At 44.4% G+C, this 18,652-nt stretch carries 16 protein-coding genes; 9 read left to right on the forward strand and 7 right to left on the reverse strand.

Annotated features, from left to right (window positions below; all coding sequences use genetic code 11):
• The first annotated feature begins 14 nt into the window (after window positions 1–14).
• Window positions 15–281 (forward strand): DUF2960 domain-containing protein, encoded by a 267-nt coding sequence (locus J4N45_RS08380; RefSeq protein WP_042501483.1) that lies wholly within the window; start codon window positions 15–17, stop codon window positions 279–281.
• Between the two features lie 48 nt (window positions 282–329).
• On the opposite strand, the gene J4N45_RS08385 is transcribed toward J4N45_RS08380, so the two are convergent.
• Complete coding sequence (locus J4N45_RS08385) at window positions 330–1,463, reverse strand: linear amide C-N hydrolase (protein WP_252014507.1); 1,134 nt, start codon at window positions 1,461–1,463, stop codon at window positions 330–332.
• Window positions 1,464–1,578: 115 nt separating this feature from the next.
• On the opposite strand from J4N45_RS08385, the gene J4N45_RS08390 reads away from it, so the two are divergent.
• The 4 genes from J4N45_RS08390 to J4N45_RS08405 all read left to right on the forward strand — a co-directional run bounded on the left by J4N45_RS08390 (window position 1,579) and on the right by J4N45_RS08405 (window position 4,614).
• Window positions 1,579–2,442 (forward strand): LysR family transcriptional regulator, encoded by an 864-nt coding sequence (locus tag J4N45_RS08390; RefSeq protein WP_252014508.1) that lies wholly within the window; start codon window positions 1,579–1,581, stop codon window positions 2,440–2,442.
• A gap of 90 nt (window positions 2,443–2,532) precedes the next feature.
• Window positions 2,533–3,549, forward strand: coding sequence for a DUF2817 domain-containing protein (locus tag J4N45_RS08395; protein WP_252014509.1), 1,017 nt, complete (start codon window positions 2,533–2,535; stop codon window positions 3,547–3,549).
• 38 nt (window positions 3,550–3,587) lie between these two features.
• A complete protein-coding gene (locus tag J4N45_RS08400; RefSeq protein WP_252014510.1) occupies window positions 3,588–4,277 on the forward strand; it encodes an alpha/beta fold hydrolase in 690 nt (229 codons plus the stop codon).
• An 82-nt stretch (window positions 4,278–4,359) separates the two neighbouring features.
• Window positions 4,360–4,614: a hypothetical protein gene (locus J4N45_RS08405; protein WP_234495988.1), complete on the forward strand. Its 255-nt coding sequence runs from the start codon at window positions 4,360–4,362 to the stop codon at window positions 4,612–4,614.
• A gap of 24 nt (window positions 4,615–4,638) precedes the next feature.
• On the opposite strand, the gene J4N45_RS08410 is transcribed toward J4N45_RS08405, so the two are convergent.
• Window positions 4,639–5,274, reverse strand: coding sequence for a LysE family translocator (locus tag J4N45_RS08410; protein ID WP_252014511.1), 636 nt, complete (start codon window positions 5,272–5,274; stop codon window positions 4,639–4,641).
• 151 nt (window positions 5,275–5,425) lie between these two features.
• Here J4N45_RS08410 and J4N45_RS08415 point away from each other — a divergent pair, with 151 nt between their 5' ends.
• A complete protein-coding gene (locus tag J4N45_RS08415) occupies window positions 5,426–6,907 on the forward strand; it encodes a carboxypeptidase M32 (protein ID WP_252014512.1) in 1,482 nt (493 codons plus the stop codon).
• 107 nt (window positions 6,908–7,014) lie between these two features.
• On the opposite strand, the gene J4N45_RS08420 is transcribed toward J4N45_RS08415, so the two are convergent.
• The 3 genes from J4N45_RS08420 to J4N45_RS08430 all read right to left on the reverse strand — a co-directional run bounded on the left by J4N45_RS08420 (window position 7,015) and on the right by J4N45_RS08430 (window position 13,078).
• Window positions 7,015–7,533, reverse strand: coding sequence for an outer membrane beta-barrel protein (locus J4N45_RS08420; protein ID WP_252014513.1), 519 nt, complete (start codon window positions 7,531–7,533; stop codon window positions 7,015–7,017).
• 172 nt (window positions 7,534–7,705) lie between these two features.
• Complete coding sequence (hrpA, locus tag J4N45_RS08425) at window positions 7,706–11,626, reverse strand: ATP-dependent RNA helicase HrpA (RefSeq protein ID WP_286036901.1); 3,921 nt, start codon at window positions 11,624–11,626, stop codon at window positions 7,706–7,708.
• Between the two features lie 120 nt (window positions 11,627–11,746).
• The gene (locus J4N45_RS08430) at window positions 11,747–13,078 is read right to left on the reverse strand and encodes a MipA/OmpV family protein (RefSeq protein WP_234495984.1); all 1,332 of its coding nucleotides are present in this window, start codon (window positions 13,076–13,078) and stop codon (window positions 11,747–11,749) included.
• A gap of 251 nt (window positions 13,079–13,329) precedes the next feature.
• Between J4N45_RS08430 and J4N45_RS08435 the strand changes: the two genes are divergently transcribed.
• The 3 genes from J4N45_RS08435 (at window position 13,330) to J4N45_RS08445 (ending at window position 16,169) form a co-directional block, all read left to right on the forward strand.
• The gene (locus J4N45_RS08435) at window positions 13,330–13,704 is read left to right on the forward strand and encodes a VC1380 family protein (RefSeq protein ID WP_252014514.1); all 375 of its coding nucleotides are present in this window, start codon (window positions 13,330–13,332) and stop codon (window positions 13,702–13,704) included.
• Between the two features lie 35 nt (window positions 13,705–13,739).
• Entirely contained in the window at window positions 13,740–15,647 is a 1,908-nt protein-coding gene (locus J4N45_RS08440; protein WP_252014515.1) for an alkaline phosphatase D family protein, read from the forward strand.
• Between the two features lie 72 nt (window positions 15,648–15,719).
• Window positions 15,720–16,169 carry a tellurite resistance TerB family protein gene (locus J4N45_RS08445; protein WP_252014516.1) on the forward strand — a complete coding sequence of 150 codons (450 nt, stop codon included), beginning with the start codon at window positions 15,720–15,722 and terminating at the stop codon, window positions 16,167–16,169.
• A 48-nt stretch (window positions 16,170–16,217) separates the two neighbouring features.
• Here the strand turns inward: J4N45_RS08445 and J4N45_RS08450 are convergent, their stop codons facing one another.
• Both J4N45_RS08450 and J4N45_RS08455 read right to left on the reverse strand, forming a co-directional pair.
• Window positions 16,218–16,748 carry a 3'-5' exonuclease gene (locus J4N45_RS08450; RefSeq protein ID WP_234495981.1) on the reverse strand — a complete coding sequence of 177 codons (531 nt, stop codon included), beginning with the start codon at window positions 16,746–16,748 and terminating at the stop codon, window positions 16,218–16,220.
• An 88-nt stretch (window positions 16,749–16,836) separates the two neighbouring features.
• Window positions 16,837–18,372 (reverse strand): sensor domain-containing diguanylate cyclase, encoded by a 1,536-nt coding sequence (locus J4N45_RS08455; protein WP_252014517.1) that lies wholly within the window; start codon window positions 18,370–18,372, stop codon window positions 16,837–16,839.
• Window positions 18,373–18,652: the final 280 nt, after the last annotated feature.

Below are 18,652 nucleotides of genomic sequence, written 5' to 3' on the forward strand. Positions count from 1 at the left end.
CAATAGGTAACACCATGGCGCGTACCATCATCTACGAATACAAAAACGAAGAGAAAACACTAACCTTTTCTTATCAACAGCACCGTAATATCCATGAGGCGGTAGCAGAAGCAGAAGGTATCGACCTGACAGAGTTCCTTAAAATGGAACAACAAATCGAAGCCATTTCTGACACCAAGGCGGTTCGCAACTATCGCGACAATCACTTCAAAAAGCTTGGTTTTGGTAAGATTACGCTTAAACCAAAAGAGAATTTTGGCGTTGGTAAAAAGCCAATGTGATAACGTCTAAAAGAGAAACACCGAGCACTTTGAATGCTCGGTGTTTTTTTATTTAACGATTGATTGCTCGTAGATGTCGTTTTCCTCAATGGCTTGAAAATCACCACTGATGTCTCCTTGTAAACCCGCTTGTGCATGGCGATCGATTCTTGGGATTACCTCGACATTTGTTTCCATTTTCCAATCTATATCTGATAGGTTCACATACACATCTGAAGGCGCCAACAGAGATTTAAATCGATACACTTTGTTAGTAAGGTCGGAAATGGACTGGAAGTACGTCCCTACTCCATACGAATCTTCAGACTGAGTGTGCTTCATGATCTCTTTACCCACTGCTGCATCTTCAGCGGGAAGTGGCGTACCTGGTACAAAGGCAGTCGTGCCCAACGCTGAGTACATAAATCCATAAGCGGCATTGATGTCATCCGTTGACTTAACTTTTGGAAAGTTCTCTAGCCAATATTGTGCTTTCTGATAGCGATCGGAGCCGCTAAAGGTATTAGGAAAAGTCCCATCATTGGCATCGATCTTTCTTTTGCTCGCCTGCTCTACTTGAGTTTGAATGTTGGGTGGATTCGTCATCACACGGTATTGCTCGCCGTGGAACACTTTGACCTCACCATCTTGGATTTCAATAATAGCCGAGTCGCCTGTTGAATCAGCAATTGACATGTGTTTTGGGCTTGCAGAATAACTGTAGCCTCCCTTTACGGATACTAGACGCAGACCTTCTAGTCCTTCTAACGCGTCTGAAACTGTGCTGAAATTATCTAATACATAGCTTACCCAGTGATCACCTTCTAAAACAGGCTTAATGTTGTCTGATTTATGCTCATCGGTTTCGCCTTGATCAAAGTAAAGAGTGCGCGCGGTCAGTCCTTGTTCATTAATGCCGTCCATAGCAAAACGGTTGTTGGCAAAAGATACGATACTACCGTACTTCACTTGCCACTCTGCCACGTTATCTTGTTGGTTCACAGAGCCTTTGCGTTCAACCCCACGTGGCGTTTTAACCAGCGTTGGGGCCGATGCTGAGAAGTAGTCCTCATTGCGCCCTACCATCACAAAATCACTGTCCGTATTCCATAACATTCGTGTACAAGCGCTAGCGCTCATTGGGAGTAAAGCAGCGGATGTCATTGCAGCGGCAAGACAAGAAATAACTAGTTTGCGTTTCATTATAGATTTCCTCTTGTTGGTTGATGCCCGCAATATTAATAATTCTGTGCTAGAGTTCATCCCAACAAGCGGGGGATTTTCCCCCACTCAAACTAGTACTTTTTGAGGGGTTGAATTGAGCCAATTTACCTTATCTCAGCTATCTGCCTTCAATGCCGTTGCGAAATATAAAACCTTCAGCAAGGCTGCCACGTCTTTAAAAAAAGATAGAAAGACGATTAGTGAACAAGTTGAATATCTCGAGATTACTTTAGGTTACGACCTTTTTGAGAGAAATGGGCGTAGCTTAGAGCTAACCAATAAAGGTGAGCAGCTTTATCGCCGCGCGCAATTATTGTCAGCAGACGTGTCTGCTTTTGAAAGGTACGCCTCAAGCTTATTCGAGTCTGATGTTAAACGGCTCTCGGTCTGTTTTGATGAGTCAATACCCTCCCCATGGCTCTCTAGCCTTAATAAGGTCTGTCATCAAAAAGGCATAACGCTGAGTCTATTACGTGTGTCTCGAGACCACGGAGAATATCTAATCAAGCAGGACCAGTGTCAATTTGGACTTTTTCTCGCAAAGGGACAAATAATTAATCCGGACCTCTATTGGAAATCACTGCCACCAATAGCCGTGTCTCCTTTTTCTTCCAACAGCTCTGAACTTGTCAAAAGCCAGAACTGTTCTATCAGAGCTTTATCTGCACTCAAACAGCGGGTATACACAAGCGCGACAGAACCTACAGAGAAGTACCCACTGTTAGTTGCCGACAACCATGTGCTGGTTAATGAACTTGATATACTGATAGAAGGCTTGTTATTGGAGCCAAGCTGGGCTTTTCTGCCGAACCACCTAGAAGCGAAATTGCCAAACGAGATCGTCAAGCTATCTCTAGATATTGCCGAAGACGATAGCACGATACAGTTGCAACCCGTTTTGCTTTGGGCGTTTGAGCAGCCTTACTACAAAAAGCTCATATTGAGCGCCATTGATTAATGGCTACTCCGAAAAATTAGATTGAAATGAATTGTTCACATTAGTAGCAATAAAACTCTCTAAACTTAGCTTAAAACACTGAGTTTATTTATGTTTGTTGCAACGCCTAAAGAACTAGAACACATTGAAACGTACGCTGAGCGCTACGATCAACTGTCGCTGGAAACACTCACGTACATCAAACATGGTCAACATGAGTTTCCAGTGCAAATGCTTTCATTGGGCACAGACAAGCCCTCTGCTCCTTGTCTTGTTTTAACTGGTGCTATTCATGGCGTCGAGCGCATTGGAAGCCAAATCATCCTGTCTTTTCTGAAAAGCTTGTTAAGGCGTGTCGAGTGGGACAAGCAACTACAGGAAACCTTAAACAATATAAAGATCATCTCTATCCCAGTCGTCAACCCATGGGGCGTAGCATTGAAAAATCGCTCAAACCATAGAGGCGTGGATTTGATGCGCAATGCCCCAGTCCACTCTACCAACCCTCGCTATCAGTTGTATGCGGGGCAATCAATAAGCTCTAAGCTTCCTTGGTATCGAGGCAATCCAATTGAGATGGAACGAGAACTCACTGCCGTATCAACATGCATACTCAACCTTGCAAAACAGTCGTCAGCGACCATAGTATTAGATCTACACAGCGGTTTTGGTGCTAGGGATCGCCTGTGGTTCCCCTTTGCGCATCACAAACGGCCACCTAACAACCTCCATGAGTTTTATCTGCTCTATTCAGTGTTCAGAAAGAGCTACCCACATTACAAACTCTATCAATTTGAACCTCAGTGGCATCAATACACCACGCACGGAGATCTTTGGGATTGGATGCATTTAGAGCATTATAAAGAGTCCACCTCCCCCTTTGTACCACTGACGCTAGAGTTAGGGTCGTGGCTTTGGGTTAAGAAGAACCCTATGCAATTACTGAGCTTTAGTCAGTTATTTCACCCCACCAAACCACACAGAATAAAACGTGTCGAGAGGCGACACAGTACCTTGCTTAGCTACTTGATACAGGTGCTCAGCAATGACCTTTTGATCAATATTACAGATATTCAGCAAGAGAAATTGACAAGGAAAGCGACGAATTTATGGTACCCATCGTCTTAGTTAGAGGCTTGCTCAGGGAAGCAGGACACTGGCATTTTTTGGTTGGAGCATTAAAGGAGCTTGAGCCGGATTTGCGCATTTACACACCGAACGTGCCCGGTAATGGAGACCTGTACAAGGAAATAAGCCCACTACAAATAGAGCAAATGTTAGAAGCAGTCATAGAGCAATTGCCATCTGATATAGGCAGTTACCATATCATTGCAATTTCAATGGGCTCAATGCTGGGTTCATGCTGGGCACACCAAGTTCCTCAAAAGGTGGCTAGCTTAACTCTTATCAATCCAAGTTTTGCTCGATTCAGTCCAATTAACGAACGCTTTAATCTAAAAGAGATACCTAGACTCCTAATTTCAAAGCTTCGTGGCTCTCAAGCATTCGAGAGAACCATTCTAAATCTCACCTATCCAGACCACGTCCTCAATCCGAGCATACTTTCGTATCACCTGGCTTTAAATGAAAAGCATCCCGTTAAATTCTCTAACGCACTCAGACAGCTTTTCGCCGCTGCTCGGTTTGCGGGACCGGAAAACTCTCCGTCATGCCCTACTCAAGTTATCACAAGCAATGACGATAAATTAGTGAATAGTTTAGCGGGAAAACGTATCGCTGAAGCTTGGAAAGTCGCCCATATTCCCTTTGATAGTGACGCGCATGATCTTCCAGCGGACTCACCCACAGAATTAGCACAATATTTGCTCCAGTGGCTAAAAAAAGTTGGGGCTTAATGGAACTTGTGTCGTGAAATGGTAACTAAACAATCATTGGATTCTTACAATACAACAAGCGTTTAACTTCTATTGGATTAAAATGTTTCGAATCACTTGTTCACTAGCGATGCTTCTTATCTTGGCAGGGTGCGCGTCTCATAATCAATTTGCATCTGAAAAAGATCTACACCATCACAACACAGAAGCGAGAAACTTCTGTAAGCAAATGGAAGATGGCGACCACTACTATCAATGTTTCGATAGATACCTGTTAAAAGGCTCTTCTGTCACCATGCATCAATTTTTGCGTACCAAACGCTCACTTGAGCAGGCTATCGATACTCGCTCAAGCTAAATTTCGTAGCCGACTATTTAGACGTTAAATAGTCGGCTCTTCCAACAACAATTTTACCCCTAGTCCAACCAAAACCAAGCCCGTCGTTGCTTCCATCCAACGGATGAATTTAGAGCTTTTCAATAACGACTTAGCTGAATTAAGCATTCCTGACAGACCACACTGCCATACCATCGCGATGATAAAATGAATACTCGCCATAACCATTGATTGGACAAGCGGCGAGTACTCCGGATTAATGAACTGCGGCAAGAACGCTAAGTAGAACACGGCTGTTTTCGGGTTCAAAACATTAGAGAGAAAACCCTCTCTCAAAGAACGCTTTCCTTGAACTCGTTGCTCACGCCCTTCGCAGATTGACATTGCAGAGGCATTTTTTAACGATCGAAGACTCGAAATACCCAACCAAATTAAGTATGCAGCCCCTACACTTTTCACCAAGGTGAATAAATCCGCAGACTGAGTCAGAATCACCGAAATTCCGAGCGCCGAAAAGCTTGCGTGGACAAATAGACCGAGACAAATCCCTAAGCTCGTCACCGCACCATCATGAAAACCACCTCTTGTGGTATTTCTGATCACCAAAGCCGTATCAAGACCGGGGGTGAGAGTTAGAATAGTGATCGCGATTAAAAAGGCTTCAAAGTTGAGAATGTGCATATCGATAAGGGCAAAAGTAGAACAATAGACTGATTCTGCTCCAATGCGTATTAAAAAGCCACCAACATTTTACAACTTGGTAGCATTATTCTTTTCGTAACCTATTGTTAATGTTAACGTATAGCCTCAGTTCAAACGACAGGTCACAGACATGGAAAACTACAATAAACTCGTTGAGCACTTTAAAACCATTGCCAATTTTGGTCATCTTTCGGCTATCTGCGGCTGGGACGCTGCCGCGATGATGCCATCAGGTGGCAACCAGGCACGTTCAGAAGCGATGGCGCAACTTTCTCTTCATATCCATCAATTATCGACGGCTCCTCAATTAGGCGAATGGTTTGATAAAGCAGAATCAGACAACTTAGATGCCAAGCAGCAGGCAAGCTTGGCAGAGATGAAACGTCAGTGGCGCTTAAAAACAGTTGTCCCGGAAGATCTAGTGAAAGCTAAGTCTCTCGCCGGCTCGAAATGCGAGCATGCATGGCGGACGCAGCGTGGTGAGAACGACTGGACGGGGTTTTGTAAGAACTTTGAAGAAGTCGTCAATCTATCTCAGCAAGAAGCGCAGATTCGCGCTGAGCAGTCTGGATTAACGCCTTATGATGCCATGCTTGATATTTATGAGCCCGGAGTCAATTCTAAACAGCTCGATGCCTTGTTTGGTGACTTGATATCATGGCTGCCTAGCCTTACCCAAGAAGTCATTGAGAAACAAAAATCTGAGTCTGTCTATTTGCCAAACGAGCGCTACGCAACAGCAGAGCAGAACGCGCTTGGTTTGGATGTAATGAAGTTGCTTAACTTCGATTTCGACCATGGTCGCCTCGATATTAGCTCACACCCATTCTGCGGAGGTGTCCCTCAAGACGTCAGGATTACAACGAGGTACGATGAATCTGATTTCGTTCAATCACTAATGGGAATCGTACACGAAACCGGTCACGCGTGTTATGAGCAAGGGCTACCAGCCGAGCTTTCTGGATTACCTGCAGGTGAAGCACGCTCGATGGGTATTCATGAATCTCAATCGCTATTTTTTGAAATGCAGTTAGGTCGTAGTGACGGCTTCATTGCTCACCTTTCTCCACTCGCACAAAAACACTTTACGTCGAATGATGCGAAGATATTTCAACCAGAAAACCTTCAAAAGGTCTACACACGCGTACAACCGGGCTACATTCGTGTAGATGCGGATGAATTGACCTACCCTGCTCACGTTATACTTCGTTATAAAATCGAGCGTGACCTTATGAACGGCAAGATTTCCTTCAAAGATATTCCAGAGCTATGGGATCAAAAGATGCAGCAATATCTTGGTCTTTCTACTAAAGACAATTACAAAGATGGCTGCATGCAAGATATCCACTGGACAGATGGCGCGTTCGGTTACTTCCCGTCATACACACTGGGTGCGATGTATGCTGCTCAATTTATGGCAGCGATGAAGCAAACTGTGAATGTTGATGACGCAATTCAATCCGGAGATCTCGCACCGATATTTACTTGGTTGTCTGAAAACATCTGGAGTAAAGCGAGCTTGTTATCAACAGACGTATTGGTCAAACAAGCGACCGGAGATGCCTTGGACGCCAAATTCTTCGAGGCGCATCTGCGTTCTCGCTATCTGTAGTGGCGTATTTAGTGCTGCTCATGATTCCAACTAACACAAGCAAATAATTGCTCCAAAACGAAAAAAGCGACCTAAAAGGTCGCTTTCAATAACTCATCTGACAACGATTAGAAGATGTGAAGAGTCGCGTTAATAGTAAAGCTATCTAGATCTTTGTCGCCAGAGAACGTCGTTTTAACGCCGTTGAAACGCTGCCAGCTTGCACCGATTGAAAGCATGTCAGTTACAAAGTACTCAGCACCCACACCGTACATGATGTCTGTACCGCTATCGCTGCCGTTCAAGCTGCCTTTGTAGTCTGCGTTGTAGTAGTGAAGACCACCTTTCGCATAAAGCTGGATTGGACCAATGTCGATACTTGGCTTAAGCGCTGCGTACCAAGAACCCAATTCAGCGTAACCAGTCGCACCGTCGTTAGCTGTCATATCGTAGTTACCGTGCTTCCAGTAACCACCTTCAATACCGATGATTGGTAGGATACCAGTACCAACGTGGAAACCCATTGGTGTATCGCTATTACCATTGTATTCAGCACGACCAGCTGAAACACCACCGTACAACCAAGCATCAGCGAACGCAGATGTTGAGGCACCAACAAGCGCAAGCGCTAAAAGTGTCTTTTTCATTTGTAACCTTCTTGTTTAATAGAATGCGGCGAATCCAATCAAAGCCACCGCGGAGCCTTATATATCACACACTATATCTCGTGAGAAACCGATAAGTTTTAATTTTTGGTAAAACCTTCATGTTTCTCAGAGACATAGATCAAAAAATTTGAGTAAACTCAACAAGACAGCCCTAACATGCGTCTATCGCATTCAATACGCGCTTGTCTGATACCGGATACGGTGTACCGAGTTGTTGAGCGAAATAACTGACACGCAACTCTTCGAGCATCCAGCGAATCTCTTTAACGTTCTCTGGTATTTTCATACCTTTAGGGATCTTGTTCAGCAATTCTTTGTAATCTTGTGTTACCGATTCAACTTTAAGCATGTGCATGCGATCTCGATTCGGGTCGATCGGAAGTTTTTCCATGCGTTTTTCAATCGCTTTCAGGTAACGCAAGATGTCTGGAAGTCGTTTCCAACCACATTCAGTCGCAAAGCCTTTGAAGATCAAGCCTTCTATTTGCGCCTTAATGTCAGACAGTGCAAACGCCATCGAGAAGTCCACACGACCTTTAAGCTTTTTATTTATGTTGAATGCGGTAGTAAGAATGGTTTCAACTTGCTGAGCAATATCGACCACCGTATCACCTAACTCTCCTCTTACATGCTCTTTTAGTGCTTCAAACTTATCTGAATCCCAAACAAGTCCGCCCTGACCTTCTATAAGCTTATCAATACCGCAAGCTATGCAGTCATCAATCAGGTCGAGCACTTTGCCGTAAGGGTTAAAGTACAGACCAAGTTTCGACTTATTCGGTAAGTTGGTGTGCAGGTATTTGATCGGTGATGGCACGTTCAGAAGCAACAGCCTACGTTGCCCTTCTTTCATCACCTGCTCTTGCTCTGCTTCTGTTTCGAACAGCTTGATCTCAACACTGTCTCTATTATCTACAAGCGCGGGATAAGCTTTGACATCAAAACCACCACGCTTTTGAGAATAGACTTTCGGCAGTTCACCAAAGCTCCATGTGTGCAGACCTTGTTGTTCGATATCGTCATCAGCAACTTTAGAAAGCGTCGCTTGAACCTTGTCTTTCAAACTCTCTTTGAGCTCGTAAAGATCGCGATTTTCCTTAAGTTTGCGGTTACGGTGATCGACCGCTCTGAACGTAATGCGCAAGTGTTCAGGTAACTGGTCTAGATTCCAGTCATCGCGTAACACTTCAACACCCGTCATTCGACGAAGCTCTTTCTCTAGAGAGTCAAGCAGTGGCGCTTCCATTGGCTTCGCTCTTGCCAAAAACGCGTCAGCGTAGTTTGGTGCTGGAACGAAGTTCTTACGAAGTGTCTTCGGTAGCGCTTTGATAAGACTGACCACCAACTCATGGCGTAGGCCTGGTATCTGCCAATCAAATCCGTCTTGATCGATCTGATTCAAAATCGGCAATGGTATGTGAACAGTAACACCGTCGTTATCTTCTCCAGGCTCAAACTGATAACTCAGCTTGAGTTTGAAACCAGCTTGATGCCAGAAGTTTGGATAGTCGAGATCGGTAACATGGCTAGCGTCACCTTTAAACAGCATCTCTTTCTCGAAATTAAGCAGCTCTTTATTGGCTTGGCTCGCTTTCTTCCACCAAGTATCAAAGTGTCGCCCTGATACCACTTCGGTTCCAACACGCTGATCGTAAAAATCAAACAGCTCGTCGTCATCGACCAAAATATCGCGACGGCGAGACTTATGCTCTAGCTCTTCAACTTCTTGAAGAAGTTTTCGGTTTTGTTTGAAGAATGCGTGTTTTGTTTCCCAGTCACCTTCTACCAGAGCACTGCGCACAAAAAGCTCACGACTGATGATAGGATCAATCGCGCCATAGCTGACTAAGCGCTTCGGTACAATTGGCACTCCATAGAGCATCACTTTTTCGTGAGCCATTACTGCAGCGCGTTTTTTAGACCAATGAGGTTCGCTGTAGCTTCGCTTAATTAAGTGTTTTGCTAGAGGCTCAATCCACTCAGGTTGGATCTTGGCGATAATTCGACCCCAAAGCTTAGAGGTCTCCACCAACTCTGCAGACATAATCCACTTCGGCTGCTTTTTAAACAAACCAGAAGCAGGGAAGATGTGAAAACGCGCATTACGAGCGCCTTGATACTCATTCTTCTCTTGGTCTTTAACACCAATGTGTGACAACAAACCAACCAGTAATGCGCTATGTACTGCTTGGTAGCTACCCGGTTCTTGGTTTAGCTTGGCATCCATTTCACGCATCGCTTGATGAATTTGGAAATAGACATCCTGCCACTCACGGACACGTAAGTAGTTTAAAAAATCTTGTTTGCATTGCTTACGGAACTGATTGCCTGATAAGGCTTTTTGCTGCTTCTGAATGTAGTCCCATACATTTACAAACGTTAGGAAATCTGACTCTTTATCGAAGAAGCGGCGATGTTTATCATCAGAAGACTGCTGTTTATCACTCGGACGCTCACGTGGGTCCTGAATCGACAGAGCTGACGCGATTACCATCACTTCCTTCAAACAACCCAAACGTGGTGCTTCAATGACCATTCGCGCCAGACGCGGGTCAATAGGTAAACGTGCGAGCTTACGACCAATCTGCGTTAGACGCTTTTTAGGATCTTTGGCTTTATCGTTAATCGCGCCGAGCTCTTCAAGCAAGCGCACACCGTCTTGGATGTTACGCTTGTCTGGTGCTTCCACAAAAGGAAACGCCTCGATGTCGCCTAATCCAAGTGCCGTCATCTGCAAAATAACAGAGGCTAAGTTAGTACGCAGAATTTCTGGGTCGGTAAACTCTGGGCGAGACTCAAAATCTTCTTCTGAGTACAAGCGAATGCAGATACCCTCTTCCACACGACCACAACGACCTTTACGCTGATTTGCGCTCGCTTGCGATACAGTCTCGATTGGAAGACGTTGTACCTTAGTACGGTAGCTATAACGACTTATACGTGCAGTACCAGGGTCAATCACATATTTGATCCCAGGCACCGTTAACGAGGTTTCAGCCACGTTTGTCGCCAGTACAATTCGGCGACCCGCATGAGGCTGGAAGATCTTGTTCTGCTCGCCAGCAGATAATCGCGCGTAGAGCGGCACGATTTCCGTATCTCGAAGGTTGCGCTTACCCAAGGCGTCGGCGGTATCGCGAATCTCTCGTTCACCATTCATAAAGATCAGGATATCGCCTAACCCTTCGTCACACAGCTCGTCGACTGCTTCAAAGATGCCTTCTAACTGATCTCGGTCACTGTCATCATCGCCGCGAAGTGGACGATAGCGCGTCTCAACGGGATAAGTACGACCGGACACTTCAATAATTGGTGCATCGTTGAAGTGTTTTGAAAATCGTTCTGGGTCAATCGTTGCAGAGGTAATGATGACTTTAAGATCGGGACGCTTAGGTAACAGCTCTCGTAAATAACCAAGTATAAAATCGATGTTTAGGCTGCGTTCGTGCGCCTCATCGATAATGATGGTGTCATATTGATTGAGAAAACGGTCGTGCTGAATTTCGGCCAGCAGAATACCGTCCGTCATCAGTTTAATTTGTGTGTTGTCTGAGATCTGGTCGTTAAATCGAACTTTATAGCCAACAAACTCGCCTAGCGAGGTTTCCATCTCTTCCGCGATACGGTTGGCAACTGAACGTGCAGCAAGTCGTCGTGGCTGTGTATGACCGATAAGCCCGAATTTACCACGACCAAGCTCCGAGCAAATTTTCGGTAACTGGGTGGTTTTACCTGAACCCGTCTCACCCGCTACGATAACAACCTGGTTTTCTTCAATCGCTTTTGCGATATCGTCTTTTTTCTGGCTTACAGGCAGTAGCTCTGGGTATTCAATATGTCGAGATTGCGTGGCACGCTGCTCTGCGTCCATCATCGACTTAGCAATGTCCGCCGCGATCTCATCGAATACGGCAGCTTGTGCTTCTGGTTTCTTAATTTTTGATGCGCCAGCGATGCGCTTACTTAAACGAAAACGATCGCGGATCATGCAGTCTTTTAGTGCTCTTTTTAAAGACTGTGCATTGTTGGCTTTCGCTTGTGCTGGCTGATTGGAATCATGAGAGGAAGTCAAAACATTCCCTAGTATTTTTTCTTATTAAAACTGGCGCGATTGTAGCACAGGTAGTGGATGTGGGTTAACTCGGGCGGATACAAAAAGCTCCGCATTTCGCGGAGCTTTTGTTCAATAATTTTAAAAGTGGTACTGCAGGTAGACCGTACTGTAGTTACTGCCACCCTTAATACGACCAAACTGCGAAGACGCTTCAAAGATAGCGCTACGGTGGTGCAAAGAGTAACCAAGCCACAAGTCTTCGAGCTCTGGCTTACGAATCAGAGAACCAATGCTGAGATCGTAGGAGATATCGATATAGTTCATCAGGTGACTTGCACGCTTCTCTTTCTTATCCATCTCTGACTGTTCGATATACGTAATATTATCGATATACGATAAACCATTACCTACACCCAAACGCATCTTCACTGGCCAATTAATGGTGTAGTAGGCTTTGATAAGCGTAACAAATTCGGTACCTGAGTCCTGTACTTCCGAGTTCCAGTGATGGGCAATACCCGGACTCAAGTAGATATCAAGAGGTAAACCAAACAGTTCATCAGTAAGTGGGTGTCCATAGAAGACCGACGTCACTTGGTTGTTATACGGGTCGCGTTTGCCTTTGAAAGTAAGAATGTCACCCATGTCTGACGGTGAAGCCCAACCGTGTGCCACTCTCACATAAGGCTTAGTGCTGATGTCACGGCTTACTTGCTTGGCTTTAGACGTGCTCTTTTTCTTCTCGTTAAAGAAACCGAAACCGACATAGACTTCGCCTTCAAATCGCTCTTTGACCACTGAGGAGTGATACGCCGCGTTATCCAGCATGCGAATATTCGTTGCACCTAATAGGTACAAATTTGATGTGACGTGGTAACGCGCATCAACACCCATCGCGTAATCGACACCACCAGATAGGTTGTCGACCGTATCACGGTAAGTGCCGTAGTACTGAGTATTAAAGTCAGCATCTTTGAAACGCAAAGTGACATTAGGACGAACTTCGAGGTCGCCGTAGTCCAACAAACCTTGTAGGCGGAAGTTAGCATGGAAACGATTGTCACCATCCGTCATCAACTCCGCGTCATAATGCCACACAGGGTCAAAGTTATAACGCATTTGTAGACCGTAATCAGCGGTATCACCACCAACGGCATTTTGTTCATCTTCAGGGATATCGATGAATCGCATACGCGTTATCGCGTTGAACTCTAATTGCTTATCATCCGTTTTATAGAGGTGGGCACCTGCCATGGTACCGTCAAGAAAGACATAGTCGTTCTTAAAGAACATCATGGGAATGAAAGTACTTACAGTAGCATCACCGCCTTTTGTATCAAAAGGGATGTTGGCTGTACGCCAAACTGCTGCAATACCCCACTCCGCTTCTTGCGCAGACTCTTCGGCTTGTGCAACGGACGTTGCCATCATGGTTGCCGTAATCGCTAGCGCGAGATTTTTCTTAATCATGTCTTGCAGTTTCTCCAACTGGAAATGTTATCAATCAGTAAAAAAAGGGTCGAGAGCACGTGTTTGGGATGGTAAATAGCCTAACTTGTAAGGCTAATGCCAATTTCGCTTACAACGCTATCTCTTAAGAGAAGAGTTGTTATATTATGTTGTTATTACAATTATTATGTCACCTAACTGTGATTATCCGATACAGCTCAATAAATAACCAACAGTTATCAATGGCATAGTTTCCACTATTTAGACCAATCGTGAAAGTAGAAAAATTAAAAAATATCCTTAATAGTCTGCCTGTTGACAGTGATATTCATGTCGTTACTGGTGAAAAGTGGCTTCCTGAACGTTTAGTCAATACAGAACTCGATAACGAACTGTTATTTCTAGAGTTTGACAACGCTCCCGATGAAGCGTCTTCTGATGAAGAAGCGCGTGGTTTTGTTGAGCATGAGGTTGAACTACTTCGCCATAGATTGAAAGAAATCGTTGAGCAAAGTAGTAACACGTCTCAACTACTAGACGCATTGACAGGTTTCTTTGTGATTGGGCATGAGGCAAGTAGCTCTGACTTTATAGAATTACTAGAGCAAATGGAAAATGAGGAAGCTGTACTCGAAAAAAGTGCATAGCCGCAAACAGAAAACAAAAGGTAACAAGGATAGTCATGACGACACTACCCCATCTTCTTGCAGGTCCAGTTCTTCGCCGAACAAACAAACGTGAGCTGACACTTTGGTTTGCGACTTCAGTTTCACCTCAGTCTTTGTCCGTTTCTGTATCAGGTGAGTTCGGTAAGCATTCCTACTCGATACCTGAGTCTCAGATATTGCAGCTTAGTCCTAAGCTTTGGATAGTCCAATTCTATTTACAACACTCTTTTGAAGCGCACGAGAAGCTTCACTACGACATCGTCGACTTGGCATCAAATCGTTCCGTTCTCCCCAAGAATATGTTTTACGCCGATAACCAACAGGTCGATGTTCAACTCACGGACACCGCAGACTATATCATTCATGGCTCCTGTAGAAACCCACACCACCCAAGTCCAGATAGTCTTGCAAAGTTAGACGAGCGCATTGAAAGTAAAGTAAAAGACGGTCAATTGACTGATCGTCCAGATATCCTGTTACTCACTGGTGATCAAATATACGCTGACCACATCGCAGGCCCGACTCTTCAGTGTATCCATAGAGTTATTAAACTTCTGGAGTTACCTGACGAGGAGTTTCTCCAAAGCTCACTTGCCGACAGTTCATTGCTTCACAGTGGCGAAGTCGAACTTTATAAGCGAGATAAAATTCTACCTAAGTATCAAGATACCAATAGTCGACTCAAGAACTTATTAAACTTACAACAAACTGCCATTTTCAGTTCACGAGAATGTGAGAACCATTTGGTTACTCTGTCTGAGTTCATCGCAATGTACCTTCTTACTTGGTCCCCAGAGTTATGGCGTCTCGTTGGTTTCGAAAAGTTAAGCGCCAATGACATCAGCCCCTCGCATCGCGAACAGTGGCTATCAGAGCAACAAGCACTAGAGGGATTCGTCGACGATTTATCAAAGGTTCGACGTCTACTTGCTCATATTCCTACTTACATGATTTTCGACGACCATGACGTCACAGATGATTGGAACCTAACGGTTGGCTGGGAAAAAGCCGCGTATGAAAATGCTTTCTCGAAGCGAATCATAGGTAATGCTTTAGTGAGTTATCTGATTTTCCAAGCTTGGGGAAATCATCCAGAACAGATGCATTCCGACTGGAAACAAGAATTAATCACCTTATTCCCTAACAATCCGATTAGCGAGGCAATGCTGGACAAAGATCAGCAGGATGAATTGATTCAGCAGCTTCTAAGATACGAAAAATGGCACTATACCTTAGAAAGCCACCCAAAAGTGATCGTTCTTGATACACGAACTCGGCGCTGGCGCTCCGAGTCTAAGATGAATAAACCGTCAGGGCTTATGGATTGGGAGGCGATGGTTGAGTTTCAACAAGAGTTGATTGGGTTTAACTCTGTTGTTGTCGTTTCTCCAGCCCCAATGTTTGGTGTGAAATTTATTGAGACGCTACAAGCTATGGCGACCAAGCTTGGCAATCCACTGATCATTGATGCTGAGAACTGGATGGCGCACCCAGGAAGTGCCAACACATTGTTGTCGATTTTTACTCATAGTAAAACTCCCGAGAATTTTGTCATTCTGTCTGGCGATGTGCACTATTCGTTTGTCTATGACGTAAAGCTCAGATTCAAACAAACCGACTCTCACATCTATCAGATTACATGCAGTGGTATCAAGAGCGAGTTCCCAGAACCCCTACTGACAATCTGTGACACCCTAGATAAATGGCTATATACGCCACGCTCTCCGCTCAACTGGTTTACTAAACGTAAACGCTTAAAGATATTTAAGCGTAAGCCAGAGCCAAGTGACCACAATCGATTAGTGAATAAGTCTGGTGTTGGCTTGGTGAAGCTTGACCCTTTCGGCAAACCTGCTTACGTCGCCGTACTTCATGGGGATGGCTCAGAAACGGTATTTCCTGAAACTAATTCAGAAGATTAGACTCTAACTACTTGTGATCTCGCGCACGTAGCACTATGTAGTTAAGTAACACCGTTAAAAGTAGGTACGCCAATGTTCAACTCAATTACTTCTTTATTTAAACAGCTTATTGAAGGGGATGATCTGTCCAAAGCTCAGGGTGTCAGCCCCAACCTCGCTATCGCTTCCTTGCTGTGCGAAGTCTCTAAGGCTGACTATCAAGTAGATGCAGAGGAAGAAAAAGCGAAGCGTCAGTTGGTAGTGCGTATGCTCGGCTTGACGGATACCGAAGCCGTCACCCTGCTCGACCAAGCTCAAGAGCAAGCCCAAAGCTCGGCGTCACTTTATGATTTTACCTCTAGCTTAAGAGAGCTTAGCCAAGAACGACGTTTTGAATTAATTAAAGCGATGTGGGAAGTGGCTAATGCAGACGGTGTGATTGATCCGTTGGAGGACTCTGTCATCAGAAAAGTTGCGGAGCTGCTTTATGTTGACCATAGCGAGTTCATACGCGCCAAGATACAGGTTGTCGATAAAGACTAAGATTTTGATGATTAGCCTCTTCTATAAAGCTAGGAGAGGCTAACAAAATTAAAGCATCGTCAGAGCAAGCTTGGCGAGATTATAGGCATCGACGTATCCTGAATGCTGACGCCCTTCCCACTCAATTCCTTTCTGCTCTTGAGCGGCCTTATGACCTATACGCTTGTCTTTTAGTCGGTTTTGAATACGGTACAACGTGGCTAAGTTAACAAACTCCTTAAAAGGCATTTCAATCCCTTTAGCTTCACACTCAAGACGCAAAATATCATCATCGCGTCCCCAAGAAGCATAGATCTTATTGGGACCACCAAAGTTCTTAACCATTGACTGTATCACTGACTCAAGTGGTCGACCTTGTTTCTCAACTTTTCTCGGGGTAATACCTGTCAGCTCTGTGCAGAACAACGATACTTCATCTTTCTCGGGTTTTACATAGTACTGAGCACGCTTTACGACTTCTTGCTTCACTAAATCGATCTCAGCCAAGCCAACTTCGATGATTTCACCTGTTGTACCAACGCCATCGACGTTCCAGCAACACATTTCAAGATCAAAACAAACGACTCGGTTATAATTCATAGCGACTTAGTAAACAGTAATTAACACCGCGAAATTGTAGCGTATTCAAAACAAAAGCTCGACAGGCACATTACTGATCGCTCTTTATTCAAGCAACATTGGCTCGATTTCTACCATTCGCCTTACTAATGTACAGCTGCTCGTCTGCCCTATTGATCAACTGTTCGATAGTTTCACCACGATAGACGGCAGCTCCAATACTTAACGTACAAGTAAAAGATGGATCTATTGAAGGCCAAGTGAGCTGAGAAGCTTCCACACATATATCTGCAATATAGCTTTGTAGGGTCGTATAATCGATGCATCGACTGATAACGGCAAACTCATCGCCGCCCAAACGGAATAACATGTCATCCGGATACAGCTTATCTTTGATATACGCTGCAACCTGCATCAGTATCTCGTCACCCGCTACATGACCATATTTGTCATTGATTCCTTTAAATTGATCGACATCGATAATCACCAGTGAGAACGGCTTGTTACAAGAGACATGGTAGTCAGTCAAGCGATTGAATGCACGTCGGTTATAGACCTCTGTTAACGGGTCTCGCTCTACAAGGTATTGAAGATCTCTCGTACGGCGGTTCACAATCACGGCGAGTCTACGCTGCTCTCTAAGCATCAGATAAACAACGTAAGCGAGCAACAGTGAAATCAACAAACCACCCGTCATCACGAAGAAAAGAATTAACTTGTCGTTCTTTGAGATTCCAGCATCGTGTTTAAACTGAATACGCCACTGACGATCGTAAAGGTCGATGATGACATCTTTTGAAGGTTCATCCAACGCATCCCAAAGGTCGTTTTGATAGAGTATTGGGTCATCCTCTGCGTCAAATCCAAGATCAACAACGCGAATCCCTACCTCTTTACCTATTGCCGTACGACTAACAATCTGCTCGAAGTATACTGTGATTCTGATTACCCCAATCACGACACCACGCAGTGATCGTGTGCCGGCATCAAATACCGGTACATAAACTAGCATCCCCTCTTTAGGCAGAGACCGATCGAATCCATCCTGGAGTAGTCGGATCTTGTCCGAGAGACTTGGCTCTCCGGTCTCCATAGTATTTCTTATAACGCGACGAACACGCTCTCGGGAAGAGTAATAACCTAAAGCTCTGAGATTCGACTCGTTGACGGGATAGACATCACTCGCCACATAGATAGGTTCATCATTTTCTAATATGTATCCTTCAACACGCGGCTGATCTTTGGGAACGGTATACACTTGATAACTAGGAAAGCGCTCTCGCACTCGTTTGATATGACTGTCCAATTGCTCTGGATAGACCTTTTTCATCCATTGCATAGCAACGAGACTTTTTGAACTGTCTACCAAAGGCTCCGCAAAACTCGAGAAATTGTCCCACGCACTAGGTTGGGTCGCATGATAAAAGCTGGCCCCTGCTCCTATAAAGCTTACATCGAGCATGACGAGTTCTTTTATATTTTCTGTTTGATTCTCTGTTAAAAATTCAAAATTTGAATCAGCAAGCTGTTTTTGTCCTCCATAAACAATATGTGTAATAAATGCGGTAAGCACAACGCCAAATACGAATACCAAAACGGCATATCGCTTAACACCACGATCCTTTTGATTTAAGCCTGTAACCATTTTTTGTCCTGACTGACTACTAAAGTGTCAGCTTTCTCATTTGTGAAACTGATATATAACTAACGTATTATTTGCATTGATAATTTTAATTTTTAATGGTAGCAAAATCGATTTTACACACACTCAAATTATCAAGAAGTTACAGTTTCAATTAATGAAACACAGATCACTTTAAATTAGCAAAACACCATCATCTGCTGATTTATCCACCGAAAAACTCACTTTGTAATGACAAAGCTGCGAAAGCATCGCGCTAAGAGCCTTGATTATGCTAGACTTC

Origin of the sequence: Vibrio sp. SCSIO 43140 (assembly GCF_023716585.1) — a bacterium.
GTDB classification, from domain to species: domain Bacteria; phylum Pseudomonadota; class Gammaproteobacteria; order Enterobacterales; family Vibrionaceae; genus Vibrio; species Vibrio maritimus_B.